This is a genomic window from Serratia sp. MF1(2023) (assembly GCF_030954545.1).
Lineage (GTDB): Bacteria > Pseudomonadota > Gammaproteobacteria > Enterobacterales > Enterobacteriaceae > Serratia > Serratia sarumanii.
Genome location: NZ_JAVHUX010000049.1, coordinates 1 through 22,316, shown reverse-complemented (window position 1 = coordinate 22,316; position 22,316 = coordinate 1). Strand labels below are relative to the sequence as shown.

Annotated in this window: 20 protein-coding genes and 2 tRNA genes; 3 read left to right on the top strand and 19 right to left on the bottom strand. The window is 61.2% G+C overall.

What is annotated here, in order from left to right; all coding sequences use genetic code 11:
- Positions 1–289 precede the first annotated feature (289 nt).
- The gene (yjfP, locus tag REA38_RS23770; RefSeq protein ID WP_060422743.1) at positions 290–1,042 is read right to left on the bottom strand and encodes an esterase; all 753 of its coding nucleotides are present in this window, start codon (positions 1,040–1,042) and stop codon (positions 290–292) included.
- Between the two features lie 126 nt (positions 1,043–1,168).
- Between yjfP and bsmA the strand changes: the two genes are divergently transcribed.
- Both bsmA and REA38_RS23760 read left to right on the top strand, forming a co-directional pair.
- Positions 1,169–1,477: a biofilm peroxide resistance protein BsmA gene (gene bsmA / locus REA38_RS23765; RefSeq protein ID WP_033648696.1), complete on the top strand. Its 309-nt coding sequence runs from the start codon at positions 1,169–1,171 to the stop codon at positions 1,475–1,477.
- Between the two features lie 122 nt (positions 1,478–1,599).
- On the top strand, positions 1,600–1,875 hold the full coding sequence (locus REA38_RS23760) for a DUF1471 domain-containing protein (RefSeq protein WP_033638652.1): 276 nt from the start codon (positions 1,600–1,602) through the stop codon (positions 1,873–1,875).
- Here REA38_RS23760 and REA38_RS23755 read toward each other — a convergent pair.
- The 16 genes from REA38_RS23755 to nnr form a co-directional block, all read right to left on the bottom strand.
- Positions 1,872–2,270, bottom strand: coding sequence for a DUF350 domain-containing protein (locus REA38_RS23755; RefSeq protein ID WP_033636787.1), 399 nt, complete (start codon positions 2,268–2,270; stop codon positions 1,872–1,874). The genes REA38_RS23760 and REA38_RS23755 overlap by 4 nt on opposite strands.
- A 66-nt stretch (positions 2,271–2,336) precedes the next feature.
- Positions 2,337–3,965 carry an isovaleryl-CoA dehydrogenase gene (locus tag REA38_RS23750; protein ID WP_308886746.1) on the bottom strand — a complete coding sequence of 543 codons (1,629 nt, stop codon included), beginning with the start codon at positions 3,963–3,965 and terminating at the stop codon, positions 2,337–2,339.
- Positions 3,966–4,081: 116 nt separating this feature from the next.
- Complete coding sequence (gene rlmB, locus REA38_RS23745; protein ID WP_004933653.1) at positions 4,082–4,813, bottom strand: 23S rRNA (guanosine(2251)-2'-O)-methyltransferase RlmB; 732 nt, start codon at positions 4,811–4,813, stop codon at positions 4,082–4,084.
- A gap of 61 nt (positions 4,814–4,874) precedes the next feature.
- Complete coding sequence (gene rnr / locus REA38_RS23740) at positions 4,875–7,349, bottom strand: ribonuclease R (protein WP_039567854.1); 2,475 nt, start codon at positions 7,347–7,349, stop codon at positions 4,875–4,877.
- 59 nt (positions 7,350–7,408) lie between these two features.
- Entirely contained in the window at positions 7,409–7,834 is a 426-nt protein-coding gene (nsrR, locus tag REA38_RS23735) for a nitric oxide-sensing transcriptional repressor NsrR (RefSeq protein ID WP_015376391.1), read from the bottom strand.
- 233 nt (positions 7,835–8,067) lie between these two features.
- Complete coding sequence (locus REA38_RS23730) at positions 8,068–9,366, bottom strand: adenylosuccinate synthase (RefSeq protein ID WP_033648701.1); 1,299 nt, start codon at positions 9,364–9,366, stop codon at positions 8,068–8,070.
- Positions 9,367–9,464: 98 nt separating this feature from the next.
- Positions 9,465–9,665 (bottom strand): DUF2065 domain-containing protein, encoded by a 201-nt coding sequence (locus tag REA38_RS23725; protein WP_004933666.1) that lies wholly within the window; start codon positions 9,663–9,665, stop codon positions 9,465–9,467.
- Between the two features lie 63 nt (positions 9,666–9,728).
- Positions 9,729–10,733 carry a protease modulator HflC gene (hflC, locus tag REA38_RS23720; RefSeq protein ID WP_033648702.1) on the bottom strand — a complete coding sequence of 335 codons (1,005 nt, stop codon included), beginning with the start codon at positions 10,731–10,733 and terminating at the stop codon, positions 9,729–9,731.
- Between the two features lie 3 nt (positions 10,734–10,736).
- A complete protein-coding gene (hflK, locus tag REA38_RS23715; protein WP_033636782.1) occupies positions 10,737–11,987 on the bottom strand; it encodes an FtsH protease activity modulator HflK in 1,251 nt (416 codons plus the stop codon).
- A 68-nt stretch (positions 11,988–12,055) separates the two neighbouring features.
- Positions 12,056–13,336 carry a ribosome rescue GTPase HflX gene (gene hflX / locus REA38_RS23710; protein WP_004933675.1) on the bottom strand — a complete coding sequence of 427 codons (1,281 nt, stop codon included), beginning with the start codon at positions 13,334–13,336 and terminating at the stop codon, positions 12,056–12,058.
- A 98-nt stretch (positions 13,337–13,434) separates the two neighbouring features.
- Complete coding sequence (hfq, locus tag REA38_RS23705; RefSeq protein WP_308886745.1) at positions 13,435–13,743, bottom strand: RNA chaperone Hfq; 309 nt, start codon at positions 13,741–13,743, stop codon at positions 13,435–13,437.
- 114 nt (positions 13,744–13,857) lie between these two features.
- Positions 13,858–14,799, bottom strand: coding sequence for a tRNA (adenosine(37)-N6)-dimethylallyltransferase MiaA (gene miaA / locus REA38_RS23700; RefSeq protein ID WP_004933679.1), 942 nt, complete (start codon positions 14,797–14,799; stop codon positions 13,858–13,860).
- On the bottom strand, positions 14,792–16,675 hold the full coding sequence (gene mutL / locus REA38_RS23695; protein WP_308886744.1) for a DNA mismatch repair endonuclease MutL: 1,884 nt from the start codon (positions 16,673–16,675) through the stop codon (positions 14,792–14,794). The genes miaA and mutL overlap by 8 nt, the downstream gene beginning before the upstream one ends.
- Before the next feature lie 22 nt (positions 16,676–16,697).
- Positions 16,698–18,530 carry an N-acetylmuramoyl-L-alanine amidase AmiB gene (amiB, locus tag REA38_RS23690; protein WP_033648705.1) on the bottom strand — a complete coding sequence of 611 codons (1,833 nt, stop codon included), beginning with the start codon at positions 18,528–18,530 and terminating at the stop codon, positions 16,698–16,700.
- Positions 18,531–18,537: 7 nt separating this feature from the next.
- Positions 18,538–19,008: a tRNA (adenosine(37)-N6)-threonylcarbamoyltransferase complex ATPase subunit type 1 TsaE gene (gene tsaE, locus REA38_RS23685; protein WP_033648706.1), complete on the bottom strand. Its 471-nt coding sequence runs from the start codon at positions 19,006–19,008 to the stop codon at positions 18,538–18,540.
- A gap of 10 nt (positions 19,009–19,018) precedes the next feature.
- Positions 19,019–20,533 (bottom strand): bifunctional ADP-dependent NAD(P)H-hydrate dehydratase/NAD(P)H-hydrate epimerase, encoded by a 1,515-nt coding sequence (gene nnr, locus REA38_RS23680; protein ID WP_060419651.1) that lies wholly within the window; start codon positions 20,531–20,533, stop codon positions 19,019–19,021.
- Between nnr and queG the strand changes: the two genes are divergently transcribed.
- The gene (gene queG / locus REA38_RS23675; RefSeq protein ID WP_033648708.1) at positions 20,532–21,671 is read left to right on the top strand and encodes a tRNA epoxyqueuosine(34) reductase QueG; all 1,140 of its coding nucleotides are present in this window, start codon (positions 20,532–20,534) and stop codon (positions 21,669–21,671) included. The genes nnr and queG overlap by 2 nt on opposite strands.
- Before the next feature lie 311 nt (positions 21,672–21,982).
- Here the strand turns inward: queG and REA38_RS23670 are convergent.
- Positions 21,983–22,058 (bottom strand) — tRNA-Gly (locus tag REA38_RS23670).
- Between the two features lie 54 nt (positions 22,059–22,112).
- Positions 22,113–22,188: transfer RNA gene (locus tag REA38_RS23665), tRNA-Gly, on the bottom strand.
- Positions 22,189–22,316: the final 128 nt, after the last annotated feature.

Genomic DNA, 22,316 nt, shown 5'->3' with positions numbered 1-22,316 from the left:
AACGAGCACGCTCGGGTGTGGTGAAATTGATAATGCCAAGAGCCTGGGAAAGTTCCATTTTAAGGGTCCATGATGATGCCATGGACCCTTTTTACAGCAACTACCGGATCGGTCAATTGATCCTTAAACGATCGGCATTAGCCGCACTGCCGATGTTTTTTATCATGCCCTTTGCTCCTTGCTGCCCTGAAAGAATTCACGCTGGCATTCTCCCCTTTATTCGGCCAAACGATGGCCGAAACAGCAGGCACAGAGCGGTGCAATTCCCTGCATCGCACCCGGCGGAGCATTACAGCTCGCGGCGGAAGAAGTCGGCCGTGGCGGACAGCGCTAGCGGCGTGATGCGGTGCTTCACCCCCGGTTCGACGAGCGACGTCAGACGGCTGTCCGCACCTTGCCGGCGCAGTTCAGCCGCCAAACGCAGGCTGTCCGCCGCCGGCACCACGTCGTCCGTCTCGCCGTGCCACAGCAACAGCGGCCGCCCGGCGATCGTCTCCAAACGCCCCTCCAGCTCATATTCCGCCAGCACGGCGGTGCGCGCCGCAAACGCCGCCGGCGAGAGCGCCTCGCCCTCTGCGCCCAACGGCGGATACAGCGTTTGCGCCAGCGAACGGTAATAGCCGGAACCCATCAGGCTGGCGGCCGCCCGGACCCACGGGAAGCGCGCGAAGGCGCCAAGCGCGGTCATGCCCCCCATAGAGGCGCCGGCGACGCCGATACGCCCGTCGGCAATCAGGCCGAGCCGCTCAAAATGCGCCTTGATCTGCGGCAGCTCGTCGATATTGCTGCGCAGGATCTCCCAAAACGTGGCCAGACGCCGCGCCTCATCGCCGTCGAACCGCTCGCCGTGCCGATCGGCATCCGGCAATACCACCCGAAAACCGACGCGCGCCAGCGCATAGGCGAAGTAGGCGTACACCTCTTTCGACGAGGTATAGCCGTGACAGAAAAACACCGTCGGCAACGGCCGATGATACTGCCCCGCCGGCACCGCATGGATCACCGCGATATCGCCCGCCCGCTCGTCATGAATTTCGATCATCCGTTCATCCTCAACGCACCTGTTGGCATTCATCATGACAAACTTGCGCCGGCCAGCGTTAGCTCAATCTGTTCCAGCTTATATTGCGTTACACTGAAGCCATCTACCGGCTCTTCCGAGGTCATCATGACGCTTGTCCGTACACTCATCATCCTGACGCTGGCCGCACAGCTTTCCGCCTGCGGCATCATGACCACCACGCCGAAACCGCCGCCGCCGCCCACCGCACAGGCGCAGGAGATCGTCCGCGCGCAGACCGCCGAGCTGGTGAAGATAGGTACCGTCACCGCCGTAGTGCGCGGCAGCCCGATGGACGTGGAAGCGGAGATCCAGCGCAAGGCCACCGCCGCCGGCGCCCGGTATTACGTGATCATCATGAACAGCGAAACCGTCGTGCCGGGCCAATGGTATTCCCAGGCGATCCTGTATCGGTAAGGCGGGGATTTTTTAAGCAGATTTACACTGGCTTTGCACAGGCTGAAGTAGGGTGTTGCACACTGGCGGACAGCATGCCGCATGTTGCGGGTGCGATTCAGGATCTGACGAAGGGGAACGCCATGAAACGCTCCACCGCACTCACCTCCCTCCTGCTTTCAGTAGGGCTGCTCAGCACCGGCGCACAGTCCGCCGAACTGGCGCCCGCCGATCGCGTGACGCCGCTCAGTGAAATCGCCGAGATCACCTTTAACGATCTGCCCGGTTCACCGCAGGAGGCGGAGCAGGCCATCGCCCGCACCGCCGGCCAGCACGGCGCCAGCTATTACCGCATCCTGCGGATGGAAGAACAGGCGCACCCGCTTGGCTGGCGCGCCTCGGCCATCTTATACCTTTAATAGCTCATGCAAGCCGCATTCAACACGCCGCCGCTGACGGAGACGCCCCCCAGGAAAATCCCGGCGGCCAGGTGGTTCGCTTCAATCTTGTCGCTGATGCGCGGCATGTAGATCTTCACGGCCGCGAACAACAACAGTTGCACCACCAGCGCCACCACGCCCCACAGCAGGTAATCCAGCAGGCTGATCGAGTTGATCGCCGCGCTGGCCAACGGGATCACATACCCCAGGCAAGCGCCGATGAAAGCAAAGGCGGCGGATTGGTTATCGGCCTTGATCAACGCCCATTCGTCGTGCGGGGTGATGCGGGTATAGACGAACAGAAACACCAAAACCATGGCGAAACCGCTGAAGAAGTAAGAGGCGAACGCCGCCAACGCGCTGAGAATATCCATGTGCATTTTCCTGTCAGAGTGAGACTGAATTAAAAAGGTTTTCGCCGCCGCGCGCCACCCTTTTCCCTAACCGCCGATGGCGCGGTTCAGCAGCAGTTCGCACACCTCGGCCGACAGCAGGCTCTCGCCGCGGTGATCCAGCGTCAGATGGCACCAGGCGTCGGCTACCTGCGGGCTGGCGTGCTGCAGCAGCTGCGCGGCGCAGCACAGATCGAACAGCTGCTGGGTCAGCAGCCGCCCCATCTCCTCACTCGGTTGCCGGGCGCGCTGCTGCCACTGCCGCCAGGCATGATCGAACAACCGATTCTGGCCGCGCACCGACTGCAGTTCGAACTGCAGCATCTCGAGCGCGCCCGGCAGTTTGTGCAGGCTGCGCAATACGTCCAGACACATGATGTTGCCGGAACCTTCCCAGATGCTGTTGACCGGCATCTCGCGATACAGGCGCGGCAGCTCGCTCTCTTCGCAGTAGCCGATGCCGCCCAGCACCTCCATCGCCTCGGCGATGAACGGCATGCCCTGGCGGCAGATGCTGTATTTGGCCGCCGGGGTCAGCAGGCGGCTGTAGATCAGCTCGCCCTCATTGCTGCGGCTCTCCCAGGCGCGGGCCAGCCGGAACAGCAACGCGGTATGCCCTTCCAGCCGCAGCGCCATGCGCGCCAGAACCTGACGCATCAGCGGCTGTTCGATCAAAAGCTTGCCGAACGCCTGCCGCTGCAGCGCATGATACAGCGCCACCGACAACCCGCGGCGCATCAGGCCGTGGCTGCCGAGTGAGCAGTCGAAACGGGTCAGGCCGCCCATCTTCAGGATATGCCGCACGCCGTCGCCCTCCTCCCCCAGCAGCCAGGCGGTGGCGTCCTGAAATTCCACTTCGCTGCTGGCGTTGGAACGGTTGCCCAGCTTGTCTTTCAACCGCTCCAGGCGAATGGCGTTGCGGCTGCCGTCCGGCAAAATGCGCGGCAGGAAGAAGCAGGACAACCCGCCTTCGGCCTGCGCCAACACCAGGTGCGCATCGCTCTGCGGCACCGAGAAGAACCACTTATGCCCCACCAGCCGGTAGGCTTCACCCGGCCCGCGCGCGCCGAGCGGCGCGGCGGTGGTGGTATTGCTCAGCACATCGGAGCCGCCCTGTTTCTCCGTCATGCCCATGCCGATCAGCAGGCCGCGCTTTTGCCCGCCAGGCAGCAGGTGAGCGTCATAACGATCCGACAGCAGCGGCGTCAGCCAGGAGCGAAACTCGGCCGGTAACGCCTGCAGCAACAGCGGCGTAGCGCCGAAGGTCATGGTCACCGGACACAGCGTGCCGGCCTCGACCTGCGCATGCAGCATAAAGCGCGCGGCGCGCGCCACGAAGGAACCGATGCGCGCATCCTCCTGCCAGGGCAGGTTGTGCACCCGGTTGGCGATCAGCCCCTGCATCAGGATATGCCAGGCGGGGTGAAAGCGAACGTCGTCCAGCCGCTGGCCGGTGGCGTCGTAGCGCAGCAGCTCCGGCGGGTTGGAATTGGCCAGGCGCCCCAGCTCCAGTGACTCCTGGGTGCCGAGCTGCTGGCCCAGCGAGGCCAATACCTCAGCGTCCCAGCCGCCCTGCTCGCGCTGCAACGCTTCGCGCAGCGGCGTATCGGAGAGAAACAGGTTGCTGTTGCCCAGCGGCTTGGGTTGGTTAAAAACGGTGTGCGTAGTCCAGACCATGAGAGTGCTCCCTGAGAAAAGCGTCAGGAGTAAGTATGGTCGGCGCAGAGATTTCTGCCGCAGGCGGGATCACAAGAGGGGGAATTAACGGGAGCATTAAGCCCCCGTCAGAAGAATCAGCCGCGCTGGCGCACCGCTTCGAACAGGCAGATGCCGGTGGCGACCGACACGTTCAGCGAAGAGACGGTGCCGGCCATCGGGATGCTGATCAGTTCGTCGCAGTGTTCGCGGGTCAGACGGCGCATGCCTTCGCCTTCCGCGCCCATCACCAGCGCCATCGGGCCGGTCATTTTGCTCTGATACAGCGTATGGTCGGCTTCGCCGGCGGTGCCCACCACCCAGACGTTCATTTCCTGCAGCAGGCGCAGCGTGCGCGCCAGGTTGGTCACGCGGATCAGCGGCACGTTTTCGGCGGCGCCGCAGGCCACTTTCTTGGCGGTGGCGTTCAGCTGGGCGGAACGGTCGCGCGGCACGATCACCGCGTGCACGCCGGCAGCGTCGGCGCTGCGCAGGCAGGCGCCGAGGTTGTGCGGGTCGGTCACGCCGTCCAGCACCAGCAGGAACGGTGTCTCCACGCTTTCCAGCAGGCCCGGCAGATCGTTCTCCTGATACTGACGCCCCTCGCGCACCCGGGCGATGATCCCCTGGTGCACCGCGCCTTCAACCTTGTCATCCAGCCATTGGCGGTTCGCCACCTGGATCACGATGCCGGTCGCTTCCAGCTCGGCGATCAGCGGTTGCAGGCGGCGATCTTCGCGGCCTTTCAGGATAAACACTTCCAGGAAGCGTTGCGGATCGCGCTCTAACAGGGCTTTGACGGCGTGGATGCCGTAAATAATTTCGCTCATGATGCTCTTTTAAATTCGTGCGGCCGGCGATAACCGGCCGATGATAACGATGTGCGGCAGGTTAAGCCTGCTCGGCACCTTTCTTCTTGGCTGCGCGTTTGGCTTTGGTCGCCGCCGCGATTTTCCGCGTTTTGTCGGACGCTTTCTTGGCTTTCTTTTTCGCCTTCTTCACGTTGTCCGCGGGCTTGGCGTCATCCTGCTTGCGGAAGGCGCTGTCCGGCTCGAAGTTGGCCGGCGGTTTGCCGCCGCGGCGCTTGCCGCGCCCCGCGTTGCCGTTGTCGCGCAGCGTGCGCTGGCCGCCCTTCTTGGCGCGATCGCGCTCGGTTTTACCTTCACCGCGCGCTTTGCGGGTGCTGGACACCAGCGCGAAGTCAATCTTGCGCTCGTCCATATGCACCGCGTCCACGCGGATCTCCACCGTATCCCCCAGGCGATAGACGGTGCCGGAAGATTCGCCGATCAGGCGCTGGCCGATATTATCGTAGCGATAGTAATCATTATCCAGCGTTGATACGTGCACCAGCCCGTCGATGAACAGATCGTTCAGGCGCACGAAGAAACCGAAGCCGGTCACGCTGGAGATGATGCCGCTGAACACTTCACCGACGTGATCCTGCATGAAGTCGCACTTCAGCCAGTCGGCGACGTTGCGCGTCGCTTCGTCCGCGCGGCGCTCGGTCATCGAGCAGTGTTCGCCCAGCTGCAGCATCTCTTCGAATTCGCTGTGCCAGCCGCCGGTCGGCGTCCAGCGCTCTTTCGGCTCGCCGTGTTCTTTGGCCAGCTGATATTTGATCGCGCGGTGCAGCGCCAGATCCGGATAACGACGGATTGGCGAGGTGAAGTGGCCGTAAGACGCCAGCGCCAGGCCGAAGTGGCCGCGGTTTTCCGGATCGTAAATCGCCTGCTTCATCGAGCGCAGCAACATGGTTTGCAGCATTTCGTGGTCAGGGCGCTCGGACACTTCGTCCATCAGCACCGCATAGTCCTTCGGCTGCGGCTTGTTGCCGCCGCCCAGCGTCAGCCCCAGCTCGCTCAGCACGCTGCGCAGCGCGGAGATGTGGTCGTCGCTCGGACGATCGTGCACGCGGTACAGCGCCGGCTCGTTGCGTTTCTCGACGAAGCGCGCGGCCGCCACGTTGGCCATGATCATGCACTCTTCGATCAGCTTGTGGGCGTCGTTGCGCACCGTCGGCTCCACGCGCTCGATGCGACGCTCGGCGTTGAAAATGAACTTGGCTTCTTCGGTTTCAAACGCGATGCCGCCACGCTCGGCGCGCGCCTTATCCAGCACCTTATACATCGCGTGCAGCTCTTCCAGGTGCTTGACCAGCGGATGGTAGTGCTCGCGCAGCTCCTGATCGCCCTGCAGAATGTGCCACACCTTGTTGTAGGTCAGGCGAGCGTGCGAGCTCATCACCGCCTCGTAAAACTTGGCCGTGGACAGGCGCCCCTGGGCGGAGATGGTCATCTCGCACACCATGCACAGGCGATCGACCTGCGGGTTCAGGGAGCACAGCCCGTTGGACAACACTTCCGGCAGCATCGGGATCACCTGCGACGGGAAGTACACCGAGTTGCCGCGGCTGCGCGCTTCGTCGTCCAGCGCGGTGCGCGGGCGCACGTAGTAACTGACGTCGGCGATCGCCACCCACAGGCGCCAGCCGCCGCCGCGTTTCTTCTCACAGTACACGGCGTCATCAAAGTCGCGTGCGTCTTCACCGTCGATGGTGACCAACGGCAGCTTGCGCAGATCGACGCGGCCCTTCTTGGCCGCTTCCGGCACCTGCTCGCTGAGATCGGCCACCTGTTTTTCCACCTGCGGCGGCCAGGTATGCGGGATCTCATGGGTGCGCAGCGCGATGTCCACCGCCATGCTGGTGCCCATCTTGTCGCCGAGGATCTCGACGATCTTGCCGACCGCCTTGGTGCGGCGGGTCGGGCGCTGAGTCAGCTCCACCACCACCATAAAGCCCATGCGCGCGCCGCTGACGCTGTCCGCCGGGATCAGAATATCGAAGCTCAGACGGCTGTCGTCCGGCACCACGAAGCCGGTGCCGGCGTCCATGAAGAAGCGGCCGACAATCTGGCTGGTTTTCGGCACCAGCACGCGCACGATGCGCGCTTCGCGGCGCCCTTTGCGATCCGCGCCCAGCGCCTGCGCCAGCACCACGTCACCGTGGATCGCCATTTTCATCTGTTCGGCAGACAGGTACAGATCGTCTTTGCTGCCTTCAACGCGCAGGAAGCCGTAGCCGTCGCGGTGGCCGATCACCGTGCCGCGCAGCAGATCCAGACGTTCCGGCAGCGCGTAGCACTGGCGGCGGGTAAACACTAACTGGCCATCACGCTCCATGGCGCGCAGGCGGCGACGCAGCGCTTCCAGCTGCTCTTCACCGCTGAGGCCCAGTTCGTTGCCCAGTTCTTCGCGGCTGGCCGGCGTTTCACGTTTCGCCAAATGGGCCAGGATATATTCACGACTGGGGATGGGGGATTCGTATTTTTCTGCTTCTCGTTCCAGGAATGGATCTTGTGACATTGCGGTTCCTCCGTTGTCATCAGCAGGATGACGTTGAGCCTTGTCTTCTCAACGTCGTTTTATTCGACAAGCAATAGCTTGTAGAGCGGCGGATTGTCTTCGACCATATCGGCCAACGTATGCTTATCCAGCTCTTCAAGGAAATTCTGTACGCCCTGTTGGAGCACCTGCTTCAGTCGGCAGGCAGGGGTGATGTGGCAAAACTCGCTGCTGCAGTTAACCAGCGCAAGCGGCTCCAGCGCCCGCACCACGTCGCCGAGGCGAATGCTCTCGGCCGGTTTGCCCAAACGGATGCCGCCATGCTTGCCGCGCACCGCCGTGACAAAACCGACCCGGCTCAACTGATTGATGATCTTCACCATATGGTTGCGAGACACGCCGTAAACCTCGGTCACTTCCGAGATACTGGTCATCTTGTCCTGCGGCAACGAGGCCATGTAGATCAACGCCCGCAGGCCATAATCAGTAAAACTTGTTAACTGCACATCTTACCTCTGGGTATCGTTTTACCCGTCTGATACGCCGCTTTTCGGCGCTATTCAAAAGATTACTCATTGGATAATAAACCAGCCGGAGAGTTCGTCGCTAATTATTTAGCGAATCCCGCGCCCTAAGGCGGGTTTATGAAAGGATTTTTTGACGTGAAACCGCAATCGGAGGGAGTCAGGATAAAAACAAACCGGGACGCGCCCGGTTTGTTTAATGCCGCAAAGCCTGATTATGCGTCGAACGGGTCGCGCAGGATCATGGTTTCGCTGCGATCCGGGCCGGTAGAGATGATATCTACCGGTACGCCGGTCACTTCTTCGATGCGCTTGATGTAGTTCAGCGCAGCCTGAGGCAGCTTGCTGTGCTCTTTCACGCCAAAGGTGGTTTCGCTCCAGCCCGGCATGGTTTCGTAGATAGGCTCGATACCTTCCCAGCCTTCAGCCGCCAGCGGAGTGGTATCCACTTCACGGCCATCCGGCATGCGGTAACCCACGCAGATCTTCACTTCTTTCAGGCCGTCCAGGACGTCCAGTTTGGTCAGGCAGAAGCCGGACAGGGAGTTGATCTGCACCGCGCGACGTACCGCTACCGCGTCCAGCCAGCCGGTGCGACGGCGACGGCCGGTGGTGGCGCCGAACTCGTTACCCTGCTTGCACAGGTACTCGCCGGTTTCATCGAACAGTTCGGTTGGGAACGGGCCTGCACCCACGCGCGTGGAGTAGGCTTTCACGATGCCCAGCACGTAGTCCACATAACGCGGGCCGATGCCGGAACCGGTAGCCACGCCGCCGGCGGTGGTGTTGGAAGAGGTCACGTACGGGTAAGTACCGTGGTCGATATCCAGCAGGGTGCCCTGAGCGCCTTCGAACATGATCAGGTCGCCACGCTTGCGCGCGCCGTCCAGCAGTTCGGAAACGTCAACCACCATGGCGGTCAGGATGTCGGCGATAGACAGTACGTAGTCCAGCGTCGCCTGATAATCGACGGCTTCAACTTTGTAGTAGTTGACCAGCTGGAAGTTGTGGTAATCGACGATCTCTTTCAGCTTAACGGCGAAGGTTTCTTTGTTGAACAGATCGCTGACGCGCAGACCGCGACGAGCGACTTTATCTTCGTAAGCCGGGCCGATGCCGCGACCGGTGGTGCCGATCGCTTTTGCGCCGCGCGCTTTCTCACGCGCGTTATCCAACGCAACGTGGTAAGGCAGGATCAACGGGCAAGCTTCAGAGAGTAACAGACGTTCGCGTACCGGGATGCCACGCGCTTCGAGTTCACCCATTTCTTTCATCAACGCGTCCGGCGCCAGAACAACACCGTTGCCGATGATGCTGGTGACGTTTTCACGCAGAATACCTGAAGGAATTAAATGAAGAACGGTTTTTTCACCGTTGATTACCAGAGTGTGGCCAGCGTTATGGCCACCTTGGTAGCGCACAACATATTGAGCCCGTTCAGTCAGCAGGTCTACAACCTTGCCTTTACCTTCGTCACCCCATTGGGTGCCCAGTACGACGACGTTCTTACCCATTTTTCAAAATCACCGATTGCTTAAAAATGGATTCTACCACCGTAATTTTCGATTTTCAGCACTTTTAGCATACGATTGCATAAATTTTGGGCTAGACTTTAAAGACCCGTGCGGCCGCTCAACATGTAGTAGATCACGCAGCCCGCAACCACTATTCCACCGCCAAATCGCCGCAGCGTCGCGTCCGGCAACTGCGACATCGCCACAATCATTTTGCGCCAGGCCTGCGGAAACAGCATCGGCCCCAATCCTTCCAACACCAGAACCAGCCCGAGCGCCAGCCAAATCGTTGAGTTCATGCATCCCCCAAAAACGAGAAAGGGCCCGCGTAAACGGGCCCTCGATCAGATTGCCTGCCGCGCTTACTTGCGCAGGCTATCAGGCGACTTCATGTAGCGGAAGAAATCGCTGTCCGGGCTCAGTACCAGCACGTCCTGGTTGTCCTTGAAGCTGGCTTCATAGGCACGCAGGCTGCGGATAAAGGCATAGAAGTCCGGATCCTGGCTGAACGCGTTGGCAAACAGCTTGGCCGCTTCGGCATCGCCTTCACCGCGGGTGATACGCGCCTGACGCTCGGCTTCCGCCAGGGTACGGGTCACTTCGTAGTCCGCGCTGGCGCGCAGCTTCTCGGCTTCTTCCTGGCCCTGCGAGCGCAGACGACGGGCTACCGCTTCACGCTCGGCGCGCATACGCTGGTAGATGGCGTCGGACACTTCCGCCGGCAGGTTGATCTGCTTGATACGCACGTCGATCACTTCGATGCCCAGCGCCGCCATGCTGTTCGGGTTAACCTGCGGCTGTTTGCCGGTGGTTTCCCGCTCAACGCGCGCCGCCGCAGAGGCGATAGCGTCATCGGCTTCGGTGGTCGCCACTTCTTCGCCGTCACCCACGGTGCCGGTGTTCAGCGCGTCACGCACGTCGGACATCAGCTTGCCGCGCGAGTCGGTCACGATGTCTTTCACGTCCAGGCGGCCGATTTCGGAACGCAGACGATCGCTGAACTTGCGTTTCAGCAGCACTTCGGCCTGGGAGACGTCGCCGCCGCCGGTCGCCAGGTAGTAACGGCTGAAGTCGCTGATGCGCCACTTCAGATAGGAGTCGACGATCAGGTCTTTCTTCTCGCTGGTCACGAAGCGATCGGCCTGGTTGTCCATGGTCTGGATGCGCGCATCCAGGTTCTTCACGGTCTCAATGAACGGGATCTTGAGGTGCAGACCCGGTGCATACACCAGCGGCTTGTTTTCGCCGTCGCGCAGAACCTTGCCGAAGCGCAGCACGATGCCGCGCTGGCCTTCCTGCACCACGAACAGCGAAGCGTACAGCACCACCAGCACCGCGAGGACAATAACTACAAAAGACTTACGCATTGATTACTCTCTCCCTACGCGAGTGGTGTCGTCACGCTGCGCATTCGCCCGGCGCTGATCCATAATCGAACCGCCGCTGGTGCGCGGGGCGCTGCTGTTGGCAGCCGGCGCAGGATTCGGATTGAGGCGAATCAGGCTGGTATCCTTGTTGCCGCTCTCCGGCGCCGCGCCTTGGCCGCGCAGCATCTGATCCAGCGGCAGCACCATCAGGTTGTTGCCTTTGTCGCTCACCAACACCTTACGGGTATGGCCCAGCACTTTTTCCATGGTTTCGATATACAGGCGCTCGCGGGTGATCTGCGGTGCGGACTTGTATTCCGGCAACAGCTTGGCAAAGCGCGCCACCTCACCCTGGGCTTCCAGGACGGTACGGTCCTTATAAGCCTTGGAGTCTTCCAGCAGACGCTGCGCCTGGCCGTTCGCACGCGGCTGAACTTCGTTGGCGTAAGCTTCCGCTTCACGGATGTATTGCTGCTCGTTTTCACGCGCGGCGATCGCATCGTCGAACGACGCCTTCACCTCTTCCGGCGGACGCGCCGCCTGGAAGTTGACGTCCAGCAGCGTGATGCCCATGTTGTAAGGACGGATGGTCTCTTCCAGCATGCGCTGCGTATCGTTACGCACCACGGTACGGCCTTCGGTCAGGATGCGGTCCATCGAGTATTTGCCGATCACGCCGCGCAGGGCGCTGTCGGTCGCCTGGCTCAGGCTGTCGTCGGCATTGACGACGCTGAACAGGTACGCTTCCGGGTTGGTCACGCGGTACTGCACGTTCATTTCCACGCGCACCACGTTTTCATCGGAGGTCAGCATCACGCCGGACGCCGCCAGCTCGCGCACGGATTCCACGTTCACCGGACGCACGTCGTCGATGAAGGTCGGCTTCCAGTTCAGGCCCGGCTGCACCAGGTGGCTGAACTTGCCGAAACGCGTCACGACGCCGCGCTCGGCTTCCTTGATGGTGTAGAAGCCGCTGGCGGCCCAAATCACCACCACGGCCACCGCCGCGATACCGATAATGCGGCCGCTGAAGCCCGGACCAGAGGTGCCGGTGCCGCCGCTATTGCTGTTGGAGCCTTTGCCCCCGCCGAAACCGCTCAATTTCTTGCTCAGTTTGCGGAAGATATCGTCCAAATCAGGTGGCCCTTGATCACGACCGCCTTTGTTGTTACCGCCAGAGTTGCCGCCATTGTTATTGCTGCTCCCCCACGGGTCGCGGTCCTGTCCGTTATTACCGGGCTGATTCCACGCCATGTTTTAGCTCCATATTCTGTGATTGGGTACTTCAGGCTTTCGCGAAGCATAAATGTAACAGGATATGATCATACGATAAAGTCAATCAGGTCCTGTTCTTGCTTGCAGAGACGACGCCATTCGACGATCGGCATTCGCACCACCACGCCAATGCTGCCGTCCTCCTCGTTCCACTCTTTTTCAATCGCCTGAAGCTGGTAAAAACGGCTGCGAAGACGGCCTGCCCGTGGCGGTAAGCGCAATTCGTAATGCGCGATCTCCCCCGATAAGCGCTCCGTCAACGCCTGATACAGCAACGGAATACCCTCTCCGCTGGCGGCGGACAGCCACACCCGGATCGGCAGGTTTTCGTCGTTGCGGTCGATACGCGGCACAAAATCGTCCAGCATATCTATTTTGTTCATCACTAACAGTGTAGGGATTTCATCCGAGTCTATCTCCGCCAGCACGGTGTTCACCGCTTCGATGTTCTCATCGACGCGCGGATCTGCGGCATCGATGACGTGCAGCAGCAGAGATGCCTGGCGCGTTTCCTGCAGCGTCGCCTTGAAGGCGGCCACCAGATCGTGCGGCAGGTGCCGGATAAAGCCTACGGTATCCGCCAACACGGTATCCCCCACGTCCGGCACGTCAATGCGCCGCAACGTAGGATCCAGGGTGGCAAATAGCTGGTCCGCCGCATACACCTCGGCAGACGTTATTCGGTTAAACAGGGTGGATTTGCCGGCGTTGGTGTAGCCAACCAGCGATACGGTCGGCACATCGGCGCGGGTCCGCGCGCGTCGGCCTTGTTCACGCTGCTTTTCTACCCGCTCCAGGCGGCGCAGAATCAAGCTGATGCGATCGCGCAACAGGCGACGGTCGGTCTCAAGCTGGGTTTCCCCCGGCCCGCGCAGGCCAATCCCCCCTTTTTGCCGCTCCAGGTGCGTCCAGCCGCGTACCAGACGCGTGGCGATGTGACGCAACTGCGCCAGCTCCACCTGCAGCTTACCTTCATGGGTGCGGGCACGCTGGGCGAAGATGTCTAAAATCAGCCCGGTGCGATCGATCACCCGGCATTCGCACAGGCGCTCGAGGTTTCTTTCCTGCGCCGGGGAAAGGGAATGATCAAACAGGACAACAGACGCGCCGCTGGCTTTCACCGCATCTGCAATTTCTTCGGCCTTTCCTTCGCCGACAAAGTACTTCGGATGCGGGGCTTTGCGGCTACCGGTCACCACTTGCAAAGCTTCGACACCGGCTGAGGAAACCAACGATTCGAACTCGTTGAGGTCTTCCGTATCTTTGTCTTGCGAGAAATAGATATGAACCAGTACGGCCTGCTCACCGGCTTCATAACGGTCAAACAAGCGTGCAACCTCTCAAACGGACACTCACCGTGAGTTTGGGGGACATAAACAGCCCGCGGCTGCTTATGCTCCCCGTCATGGTTGACTTGCAACGCGCTTTATTCAGCGTCATCGCTTTCCTGCTGCGGCTGTTGCTGCGCAGACGGATTGTTGCCATGGTGATAGTTGCTTGAACCGCCGCTCGGGTTGTTGCTGTGATGCGAGACCGGGCGAGACGGGACAACGGTAGAGATAGCGTGCTTGTACACCATCTGGCTAACCGTGTTCTTCAACAGGATGACAAACTGGTCAAAAGACTCAATCTGGCCTTGCAGCTTAATACCATTCACCAAATAAATAGAAACCGGAACACGTTCACGACGCAATGCGTTCAGGAACGAATCTTGCAAAGATTGCCCCTTAGCCATTCTATCTTTTCCTTATTTGCTTGTTGTTTGTAACTAAGAACCTGTCGGCTCTAAAATAAACGACGTAAAAAATTTGCGCGCTGAATACTCAGCAATTGTACACAATCACCCAACCTATGCACTAACAACCTGTGTCACCGAGTCCAAAGCCTCTCCCGGCTTTTCACTGTCCAACCAATGGACCGACTCCCAACCCCGTAACCAGGTCATCTGGCGTTTAGCCAACTGACGTGTTGCGCAAATACCACGATAAACCATCTCATCGTAACTAATTTCACCAGACAAGTATGACCACATCTGGCGGTAACCGACACAGCGAATGGAGGGCAAGTCCGTATGCAAATCACCCCGTGCGAAAAGTGCACGCGCTTCCGTCTCAAAACCCGCCGCCAACATTTGATGGTACCGCAGCTCGATGCGTTGATGGATCAACTCACGGCTGGTCGGCGCTATCGCAAATTGGTGAACTTGATACGGCAACGATTCACCCGAAATTTTAGTCAGTTCCGTTAAAGTTTTACCCGAAATAAAAAAAACTTCCAGTGCTCTGGACAGTCTCTGCGGATCATTCGGATGAATTCTCAATGCCGCGACTGGATCGATCGCCTGCAACTGCCGATGCAACGCCTCCCAGCCCTGCTCCGCCGCTTGCCGTTCGATGCGCTCGCGCACCGCGGGATCGGCGGACGGCAGCGGCGACAATCCTTCCAGCAACGCCTTGAAATACAACATGGTGCCGCCGACCAGCAGCGGAATGCGCCCGGCGGCGGTGATGTCGGCCATCTCCTTCAGCGCGTCGGCGCGAAACTCCGCGGCCGAGTAGGCTTCGGCGGGATCGCGGATATCGATCAGCCGATGCGGCGCCTGCGCCAATTCTTCGGCGCTCGGCTTGGCGGTGCCGATATCCATGCCGCGGTAAATCAGCGCGGAATCGACGCTGATCAGTTCCACCGGCAGGCGTTCGCGCAGCGCGATCGCCAGCGCGGTCTTGCCCGAGGCGGTCGGCCCCATGATGAAAATAGCCGGGGGACGTGGTGTCATTTCAGTGTCAGTCATGCTTGAGGGCCGCCAGTGCGGCCTGTAAATCAACGGGTTGTAAAAGTCCGCTCGGTGGCGATTTGACCAGCTGCGGGCAAAGTCGTTCAACGTCGGTCAACAATTGTATCGCTTGCGAGGTGTTCCACTGTTCATGTTCGCTGCCAAGACGGCGAGCGAGCCAGGTGGCCAGCACCGCGGGCGACATCTCCTGATGTTCGGCCAGATAGCCTAACAGTTCGGGTATCAGTTTTTGTAAATTTTGTTGGCGTAATGGTAAAGGCACTGCGCGCAGCGTCACACGGCCGTGATCCGTCTGCAGATCCAGCCCCATCGCCACGAGCAGCGCCTGATGCCGCGCAATGGCCGCCGCTTCGCGCTTCTCCAACGTCAGCTTAATCGGGATCAGCAGCGGCTGCGGCCGCAGCCCTTCCGCCGGCGGGTTGAGCTGCGCCTGGCGCAGCCAGCGTTCGGCTACCGCCAGATTGAGCAACGCCGGCTGCTGGCGCTGCTCAATCAGCGCGTAGCACGGCGGATGGATCATCAACACCCGGCCAAAACTGTGTTGGCCGCCCGCCAACGGCGTTTCCGCTGCGGCTTTCGCCGGCGGGAACAGCGGCGGCTTGCTCGAAACTTCCGGCGCGGCATCGGCCTGCGGCTCGGCGGCGGGCTGCATCAGTTTACCGTACAGCTCACCTTCGCGTTTCTGGTAACCGCCCGCCGTTTGCCAACCCGGCTGCGGCGCCCGCTCACGGGCGGTGCCGGCCGGTGGCGGCGTTTCACGGCGCGGCGCAGGCTGAGAAAAATGGTTGCCGCCGGCGGCGACGCGGTTCTCCGGCTGCCAGACCGGCGCGGGCGCTTCGTCAGGCGTTTCCGCCAGCGGCAGCGGCGGCGTCTGACCGGCCTGCTGCAGCACGGTGGTTACCGCCTGGTAGATAAAATCGTGCACCAGCCGCGCCTGATGGAAACGCACTTCGTGCTTGGCGGGATGAACATTGACGTCCACCTGATGCGGATCGACCTCCAGATACAGCACGTAAGCGGGCTGCTGATCGTCCTTCAGCTGATCCTGATAGGCCTGACGAATAGCGTGATTGATCAAGCGATCGCGCATCATGCGGCAGTTGACGTAGCAATACTGCATTTCACCCAGCTGGCGCGCCCCGGCCGGATCCGCCACCCAACCGCGGATGCTCAAATCGCCGTGCTGCCAGTCGATGTTCAGCGCATGCTGCAAAAACGCCGGGCCGCAGATGCTGCCCAAACGGCGTTCGTGCTGGCTCTCTTCTTTCGCCGCCCGGTATTGGCGGATCAGTTTGCCGTTGTGGCTGAGGTTGATCGCCACATCGAAACGCGCCAGCGCAATGCGCCGCACCACTTCATCGATATGGCCGAATTCGGTTTTTTCGGTGCGCATGAACTTGCGGCGCGCCGGCGTATTGTAAAACAGATCCAGCGCTTCCAGCGTGCTCCCGACCGGGTGCGCGGCGGGTTTGACGGTCACCGCCTGCTCGCGCCCTTCGGCATAGGCTTGCCACGCCTCGCTTTGCTCGGCGGTGCGCGACGTCAGGGTCAAACGGGAAACCGAGCTGATACTGGCCAGCGCTTCGCCGCGGAAACCGAGGCTGACGATAGCCTCCAGATCGTCGAGCGTGCTGATTTTACTGGTGGCGTGCCGCGCCAGCGCCAACGCCAGATCGTCCTTGCCGATGCCGCAGCCGTTGTCGCGAATGCGGATCAGCTTGGCACCGCCGCGTTCAATATCGATATCGATGCGCGTCGCGCCGGCGTCCAGGCTGTTTTCCACCAGTTCCTTGACGACCGACGCGGGGCGTTCAACCACCTCTCCGGCGGCAATCTGGTTGGCAAGCTGCGGCGGTAACACCTGGATAGGCATGCTGGCTCCTGTAGCGATGGCGCTAGGCCTGCGGAATGGTCAGCGTCCGATCCAGCGGCGCGACGTCCGACTTCAGATTATTGACCCGTTTCAGATCGCCGACGCTGACCCCGTAGCGAGAAGCGATGGAGGAGAGCGTATCCCCGCGGGCCACTTTATGTTTAGACGTTTTCTTCGCCGGCGTTTTCGCCTTGGCGACGGTGGTGGTGACGGCGGCGGCTTTCCCCGCCGGCACCTTCAGACGTTGCCCTACCCACACGCCGTCTTTTTTCAGTTTGTTCAGATCACGCAGCGCCGCCATGGTGGTGCCGTAGCTGTCGGCGATGCCGGACAGCGTTTCCGCCCGCTTCACCACGTGGATCCGGGTCTTGCCGCTTACGCTGCGGCTCGCGCCGGCCGAGCTGACGATAGGCTCAGGCTGGCGCACGTCTGGTGTTGAGGTGTTAACCGCCGCTGCGACGTCCAGCGGTCGGTTTTCCACCTTTGGGTCGGCTTGCAGCGGATGCGCCAGGAAGTAGCTGCGCAGGCCGTTATGAATGGCTCTGGCAATCTTCTCCTGATACGCGCTACTGCCCAGCAGCCGCTCCTCCGTGCTATTGCTGATAAATCCGGTTTCCACCAGCAGCGAGGGAATATCCGGTGAACGCAGCACGCCCAGGCTGGCGTGTTCCGGCCGGCGTTTATGCAACGATCCGACGCTCTGCAGCTGCTGCAGCACTTTCACCGCCACGTCGTATCCCACGCGCTGCGAATGGCCGAACTGCAGATCCAGCACTGCCTGGCTCAGGTAAGGGTCAGCCTGGCTGTTGGCCAGCAGATCGCCGGCGCCGCCGAGCAGCTCGGACTGTTTCTCATGCTGTTCGAGCCAGCCGGCCATTTCGCTGTTGGCGCGGCGATTGGACAGCACCCAGACGGAGGCCCCGCTGGCGCTGCGGTTTGGCGCGGCGTCGGCGTGGATGGAGACCAGCACGTTGGCGCCCTGTTTACGCGCCACGTCGGAGCGCCCCATCACCGAGATGAAATAGTCGCCGGTACGGGTCAGCACCGGTTTGAACTGCGGATCGGCGTCCAGCATCGCCTGCAGGCGGCGCGCGATGGCGATGGTGACATTCTTTTCTTTCAGCCCGCTCGGGCCAATGGCGCCCGGATCCTGGCCGCCGTGGCCGGCGTCGATCGCTACCACCACCCGATCGCCGGAACCGGCGGAAACGCGGCTGCTGCGCGGCGTGACCTCTGTGGCGGTGCCTGCGACCACGGTCTGTTTATTGGTGAAGGGATTCGATCCTGTCGGCGCTTTGCGCAGCGGCGGCTCCGGCGCTTCACGCACCGCGACCGGCGCCTGGCGCGGTGGCTGGCTGACCGTGACCGGCGCCTGACGCGGCGGTGGATTGACCGCAACCGGCGCAGGCGTTTGCACCGGCGCTTTACGCACCACGGTATTGGCGCCGCCTTCGGCCGTAATGGTGAACACCACGGTATGCACGCCGCCGTTCTGGCGGGTGGCGACGCGGGTTTTGGCGCGCTGGGTCAGATCAAACACCAGGCGCACGCTCTGCGCGTCTTTCGGCGCGCTGGAACGAATGCTTTTCACCAGGTTTTGCCCGCTGAAATTGAGCGGAAGACCGCCGACCTTGCCCTTCTGGTTAACGTCCAGCACCACGCGTTCCGGGCCGTGCAGCGGGAAAAACGCATAGTCCGGCGGGCCATTGAAGCTCACCGACACCGTCGCTTCGCGTTGGGCGTTGGACACTTTGATATCGGACAGCGAGGACGCCGCCAGCGCGTTCAGCGCGCCGAGCGGCCCCAGCACGGCGATCAGCATGATGACCGCAAATTTTTTCAACACGTGCGTCATTGCAGCATCATCCCTGTGATCCATGAATGCGGTCTAACAGCTGGCTGCCGTATGCGGAAATCGCCTCGATCTTCGCCTCTCGCCCCTCGCCCTGATAGCTAAGATGCAGCGCCAGATCCGGCTCCGGCAGCACGCCGGTGCCCTGCTGCGGCCATTCGACCAGGCAGATGGCGTCTTGCGCGAAGTAATCGCGAATGCCCATGAATTCAAGCTCTTCCGGATCGGCCAGGCGATACAGATCGAAGTGATACACCGCCAGCGGCTGCAAGGCATAGGGTTCCACCAGCGTGTAGGTCGGGCTTTTGACGTTGCCCTGATGCCCTAACGCCTGCAGGAAACCACGGCTGAAGGTGGTTTTACCGGCGCCCAGGTCGCCGTAGAGATAGATGACGCTGGCGCGATCGCAGGCCTGGGCCAAAGTGGTGCCCAAAGCGACAGTCGCTGCCTCGTCCGGCAGAGGTAAAACGAGTTCTTTCATTCGATAAAGTCTATTTTGCCCACTCAGGGTTAACGAAATGAAGGATGTCCGGCAGTAAATCGGTCGCCAACATGCCTCTTGTTCCTTGTCTTTCCGCTACGCGATCGCCGGCCGCGCCGTGTACGACGCAGCCCGCACAGGCGGCATCATACAGCGAGAGCTTTTGCGCCAGCAAACCGCCGATGATGCCCGACAGCACATCGCCCATGCCGCCGGAGGCCATGCCGGCGTTGCCGACGTCGGCGATCGCCATCTGCCCCTGCTCATCGGCGATCAGCGTACCGGCGCCTTTCAGCACCGCCACGCCACCGTAGCGCGCCGTCAGCTTGCGCACGGCAAGTAAGCGATCACTCTCGATGTCGGCAGTGCTGCAGCTCAATAGCCGCGCCGCCTCTCCAGGATGCGGAGTCATCACGCGATTCTGCCGTTTCTCGGGATTTAATGCCAGCAAGTTCAGCGCATCGGCGTCCCACAAGGCCGGTTTATCGCTGGTTTGCAGCACGTTCAAGGCGTTTTTGCCCCACTCAGCCTGGCCCAGACCCGGGCCAATCACCAGCACATCCGCCCATTGCATCGCCTGCCGCAGCGTCGCCTCGTCCAGCGCCTGCGCCATCAGCTCAGGCCGGGCCGCCAACAGCGGCGCGACATGCTCTATGTGAGTAAGCACTCGCACCAATCCAGCCCCGCTGCGCAGCGCCGCCTCTGCCGCCATGCGAATGGCGCCGCCGAACCCGCGATCGCCGCCCACCAACAGCAGGCGGCCATGCTCGCCCTTATGGGCGCAGGGACGGCGCGGATGCAGCCAACGCGGCAACACCTCGGCGGTAAGCCGCTGAATCTGCTCCGGTTGCTTCGCCAACCAACCCGATAAGCCTAGCGCATTCTGATGAAGTTGCCCGACCCAGTCGCGCGCCTGGCCGGTCAGCAACCCCGGTTTGAGGCCGATGAACGTGACGGTGTGCGCGGCACGCACGACCGCGCCCGGCGCCGCGCCGCTCTCCGCCAGCAGGCCGGACGGAATATCGAGCGCCACCACCGGTGCCGAATGGCGGTTGGCGGCCTCGATCAGCGCGTCGTAGGGCGCACGCGGCGCGCTGCCCAGGCCGGTACCTAACAGACCGTCGATGATGAGAGAAACAGACGCCGGCCAGCGGCTGCTCGCCGGCAGAATGTCGCCGCCTGCGGCTTGCCAGGCCTCGCGGGCCGCTGCGGCTTCCGGTGGCAAAGGCCGTGCGCCGTCGCAGGCGATCAGCGTCACCTGCACGCCCGCCGCCTTCGCCAGGCGCGCCACCACATAGCCGTCGCCGCCGTTGTTGCCGTGGCCGCACAGCACCAGCCAGTGGTCGCGGGAGGGATACGCGTTGCGCGCCAGCGCGTAGGCCGCCTGACCGGCGCGCTGCATCAAATCGTAAAGAGAAATACCGAGCGAGGCCGCCGCTGCGGGTTCCGAGCGACGGATCCAATCCGCAGGCCAGACAGAGTGTGGTAAACTGTCAGCGTATGCTTTTTCACTGTGGCCCGTCATGACGCACCCCCTCGATCTCCATCAACTCGCCCAACATATCAAGCAATGGGGGCAATCGCTAGGATTCCAGCAGGTTGGCATCTGCGATACCGATTTGAGCCTTGAAGAGCCGAAGCTGCAGGCCTGGCTCGACAAACAGTACCACGGCGAAATGGAATGGATGGCGCGCCACGGCATGCTGCGCGCACGCCCTCACGAACTGTTGCCGGGCACGCTGCGAGTGATCAGCGTACGCATGAACTACCTGCCGGCCAAGGCGGCATTTGCCAGCACCTTGCAAAATCCGCAGCTGGGCTACGTCAGCCGCTATGCGCTGGGGCGCGACTATCACAAGCTGTTGCGCCAGCGCCTGAAAAAGTTGGGCGATCAGATCCAGGCCTACTGCGGCGAGTTGAATTTCCGCCCCTTTGTCGATTCTGCGCCGGTGATGGAACGCGCGCTGGCCGCCAAGGCGGGCATCGGCTGGGTTGGTAAACACTCACTAATTCTCAACCGTGAAGCCGGGTCGTGGTTTTTCCTCGGCGAATTGCTGATCGATCTGCCGCTGCCGGTAGACCAGCCGCAGGAAGAGCAGTGCGGCCGCTGCGTCGCCTGCATCACCACCTGCCCGACCGGCGCCATCGTCGCCCCCTATACCGTAGACGCCCGGCGCTGCATCTCCTACCTGACCATCGAGCTGGAAGGCGCGATCCCGGAGGAGTTCCGCCCGCTGCTCGGCAACCGCATCTACGGCTGCGACGACTGCCAGCTGATCTGCCCGTGGAACCGCTTTTCGCAGCTTACCGACGAAGACGATTTCAGCCCGCGCGCTGCGCTGCATGCGCCGCAGTTGATCGATCTGTTCAACTGGACGGAGGAAAAATTCCTGCGCATCACCGAAGGCTCGGCGATACGCCGCATCGGTCACCTGCGCTGGCTGCGCAATATCGCCGTGGCGCTGGGCAATGCGCCCTACGAGGACGGCATCGTGCTCGCACTGCGCACCCGTTTGGGCCAGAACGCCATGCTGGACGAACATATCCACTGGGCGCTGGCGCAACAGCTCGCCCGCCGCGAAGCGCAGGGCATCGAGGTGCAAACGGCGCAGAAAAAACGGCTGATACGGGCTGTGGAAAAAGGTTTGCCAAGGGATGCCTGACGGCGTGCGCCATTCGGACGTAGCGCCGGAAGACTCACTCTGTGGATTTGTGCATAAAAATAAAAACACGTTGTCTTTCAACTGCAACAAAAAGAGCAAGTGATCGGCATAACGTTTTGGGATAAATAAATAAACTTATAAATCAAATAGATAAATATTTAATTTGTATGACGTTGATTTTTCAGGCAGGCGAGTTTATGTGCAGAGGCTGTGGATAACTCTGTTCACAACATTTTTACCAGGCGTGTAAAACGGGACAAAAACCCGCGCCGGATAAGGCGTTGGATTTGAGTTTGAAACGAAGAGAAAATTGGAGCGGGAAACGAGACTCGAACTCGCGACCCCGACCTTGGCAAGGTCGTGCTCTACCAACTGAGCTATTCCCGCATTGAGATGCTTTTGGCATCCGGCCACCAAACACTGGCGTGACCTTTGAATTTTTGGAGCGGGAAACGAGGCTCGAACTCGCGACCTCAACCTTGGCAAGGTTGCGCTCTACCAACTGAGCTATTCCCGCGTCGCATAGGTACTGCTTGATACTGCTTTATTTATTCATCATGCCGCATCGCGACATTGTTGAATTTGGAGCGGGAAACGAGACTCGAACTCGCGACCCCGACCTTGGCAAGGTCGTGCTCTACCAAC

Coding starts and splice junctions, on each gene's coding strand:
- yjfP (WP_060422743.1), bottom strand. CDS start 1,042: ATGATCGAAATTCATGACGAGCGGGCGGGCGATATCGCGGTGATCCAT.
- bsmA (WP_033648696.1), top strand. CDS start 1,169: ATGACGCTTGTCCGTACACTCATCATCCTGACGCTGGCCGCACAGCTT.
- REA38_RS23760 (WP_033638652.1), top strand. CDS start 1,600: ATGAAACGCTCCACCGCACTCACCTCCCTCCTGCTTTCAGTAGGGCTG.
- REA38_RS23755 (WP_033636787.1), bottom strand. CDS start 2,270: ATGGATATTCTCAGCGCGTTGGCGGCGTTCGCCTCTTACTTCTTCAGC.
- REA38_RS23750 (WP_308886746.1), bottom strand. CDS start 3,965: ATGGTCTGGACTACGCACACCGTTTTTAACCAACCCAAGCCGCTGGGC.
- rlmB (WP_004933653.1), bottom strand. CDS start 4,813: ATGAGCGAAATTATTTACGGCATCCACGCCGTCAAAGCCCTGTTAGAG.
- rnr (WP_039567854.1), bottom strand. CDS start 7,349: ATGTCACAAGATCCATTCCTGGAACGAGAAGCAGAAAAATACGAATCC.
- REA38_RS23730 (WP_033648701.1), bottom strand. CDS start 9,366: ATGGGTAAGAACGTCGTCGTACTGGGCACCCAATGGGGTGACGAAGGT.
- REA38_RS23725 (WP_004933666.1), bottom strand. CDS start 9,665: ATGAACTCAACGATTTGGCTGGCGCTCGGGCTGGTTCTGGTGTTGGAA.
- hflC (WP_033648702.1), bottom strand. CDS start 10,733: ATGCGTAAGTCTTTTGTAGTTATTGTCCTCGCGGTGCTGGTGGTGCTG.
- hflK (WP_033636782.1), bottom strand. CDS start 11,987: ATGGCGTGGAATCAGCCCGGTAATAACGGACAGGACCGCGACCCGTGG.
- hfq (WP_308886745.1), bottom strand. CDS start 13,743: ATGGCTAAGGGGCAATCTTTGCAAGATTCGTTCCTGAACGCATTGCGT.
- miaA (WP_004933679.1), bottom strand. CDS start 14,799: ATGACTGACACTGAAATGACACCACGTCCCCCGGCTATTTTCATCATG.
- mutL (WP_308886744.1), bottom strand. CDS start 16,675: ATGCCTATCCAGGTGTTACCGCCGCAGCTTGCCAACCAGATTGCCGCC.
- amiB (WP_033648705.1), bottom strand. CDS start 18,530: ATGACGCACGTGTTGAAAAAATTTGCGGTCATCATGCTGATCGCCGTG.
- tsaE (WP_033648706.1), bottom strand. CDS start 19,008: ATGAAAGAACTCGTTTTACCTCTGCCGGACGAGGCAGCGACTGTCGCT.
- queG (WP_033648708.1), top strand. CDS start 20,532: ATGACGCACCCCCTCGATCTCCATCAACTCGCCCAACATATCAAGCAA.
- nnr (WP_060419651.1), bottom strand. CDS start 20,533: ATGACGGGCCACAGTGAAAAAGCATACGCTGACAGTTTACCACACTCT.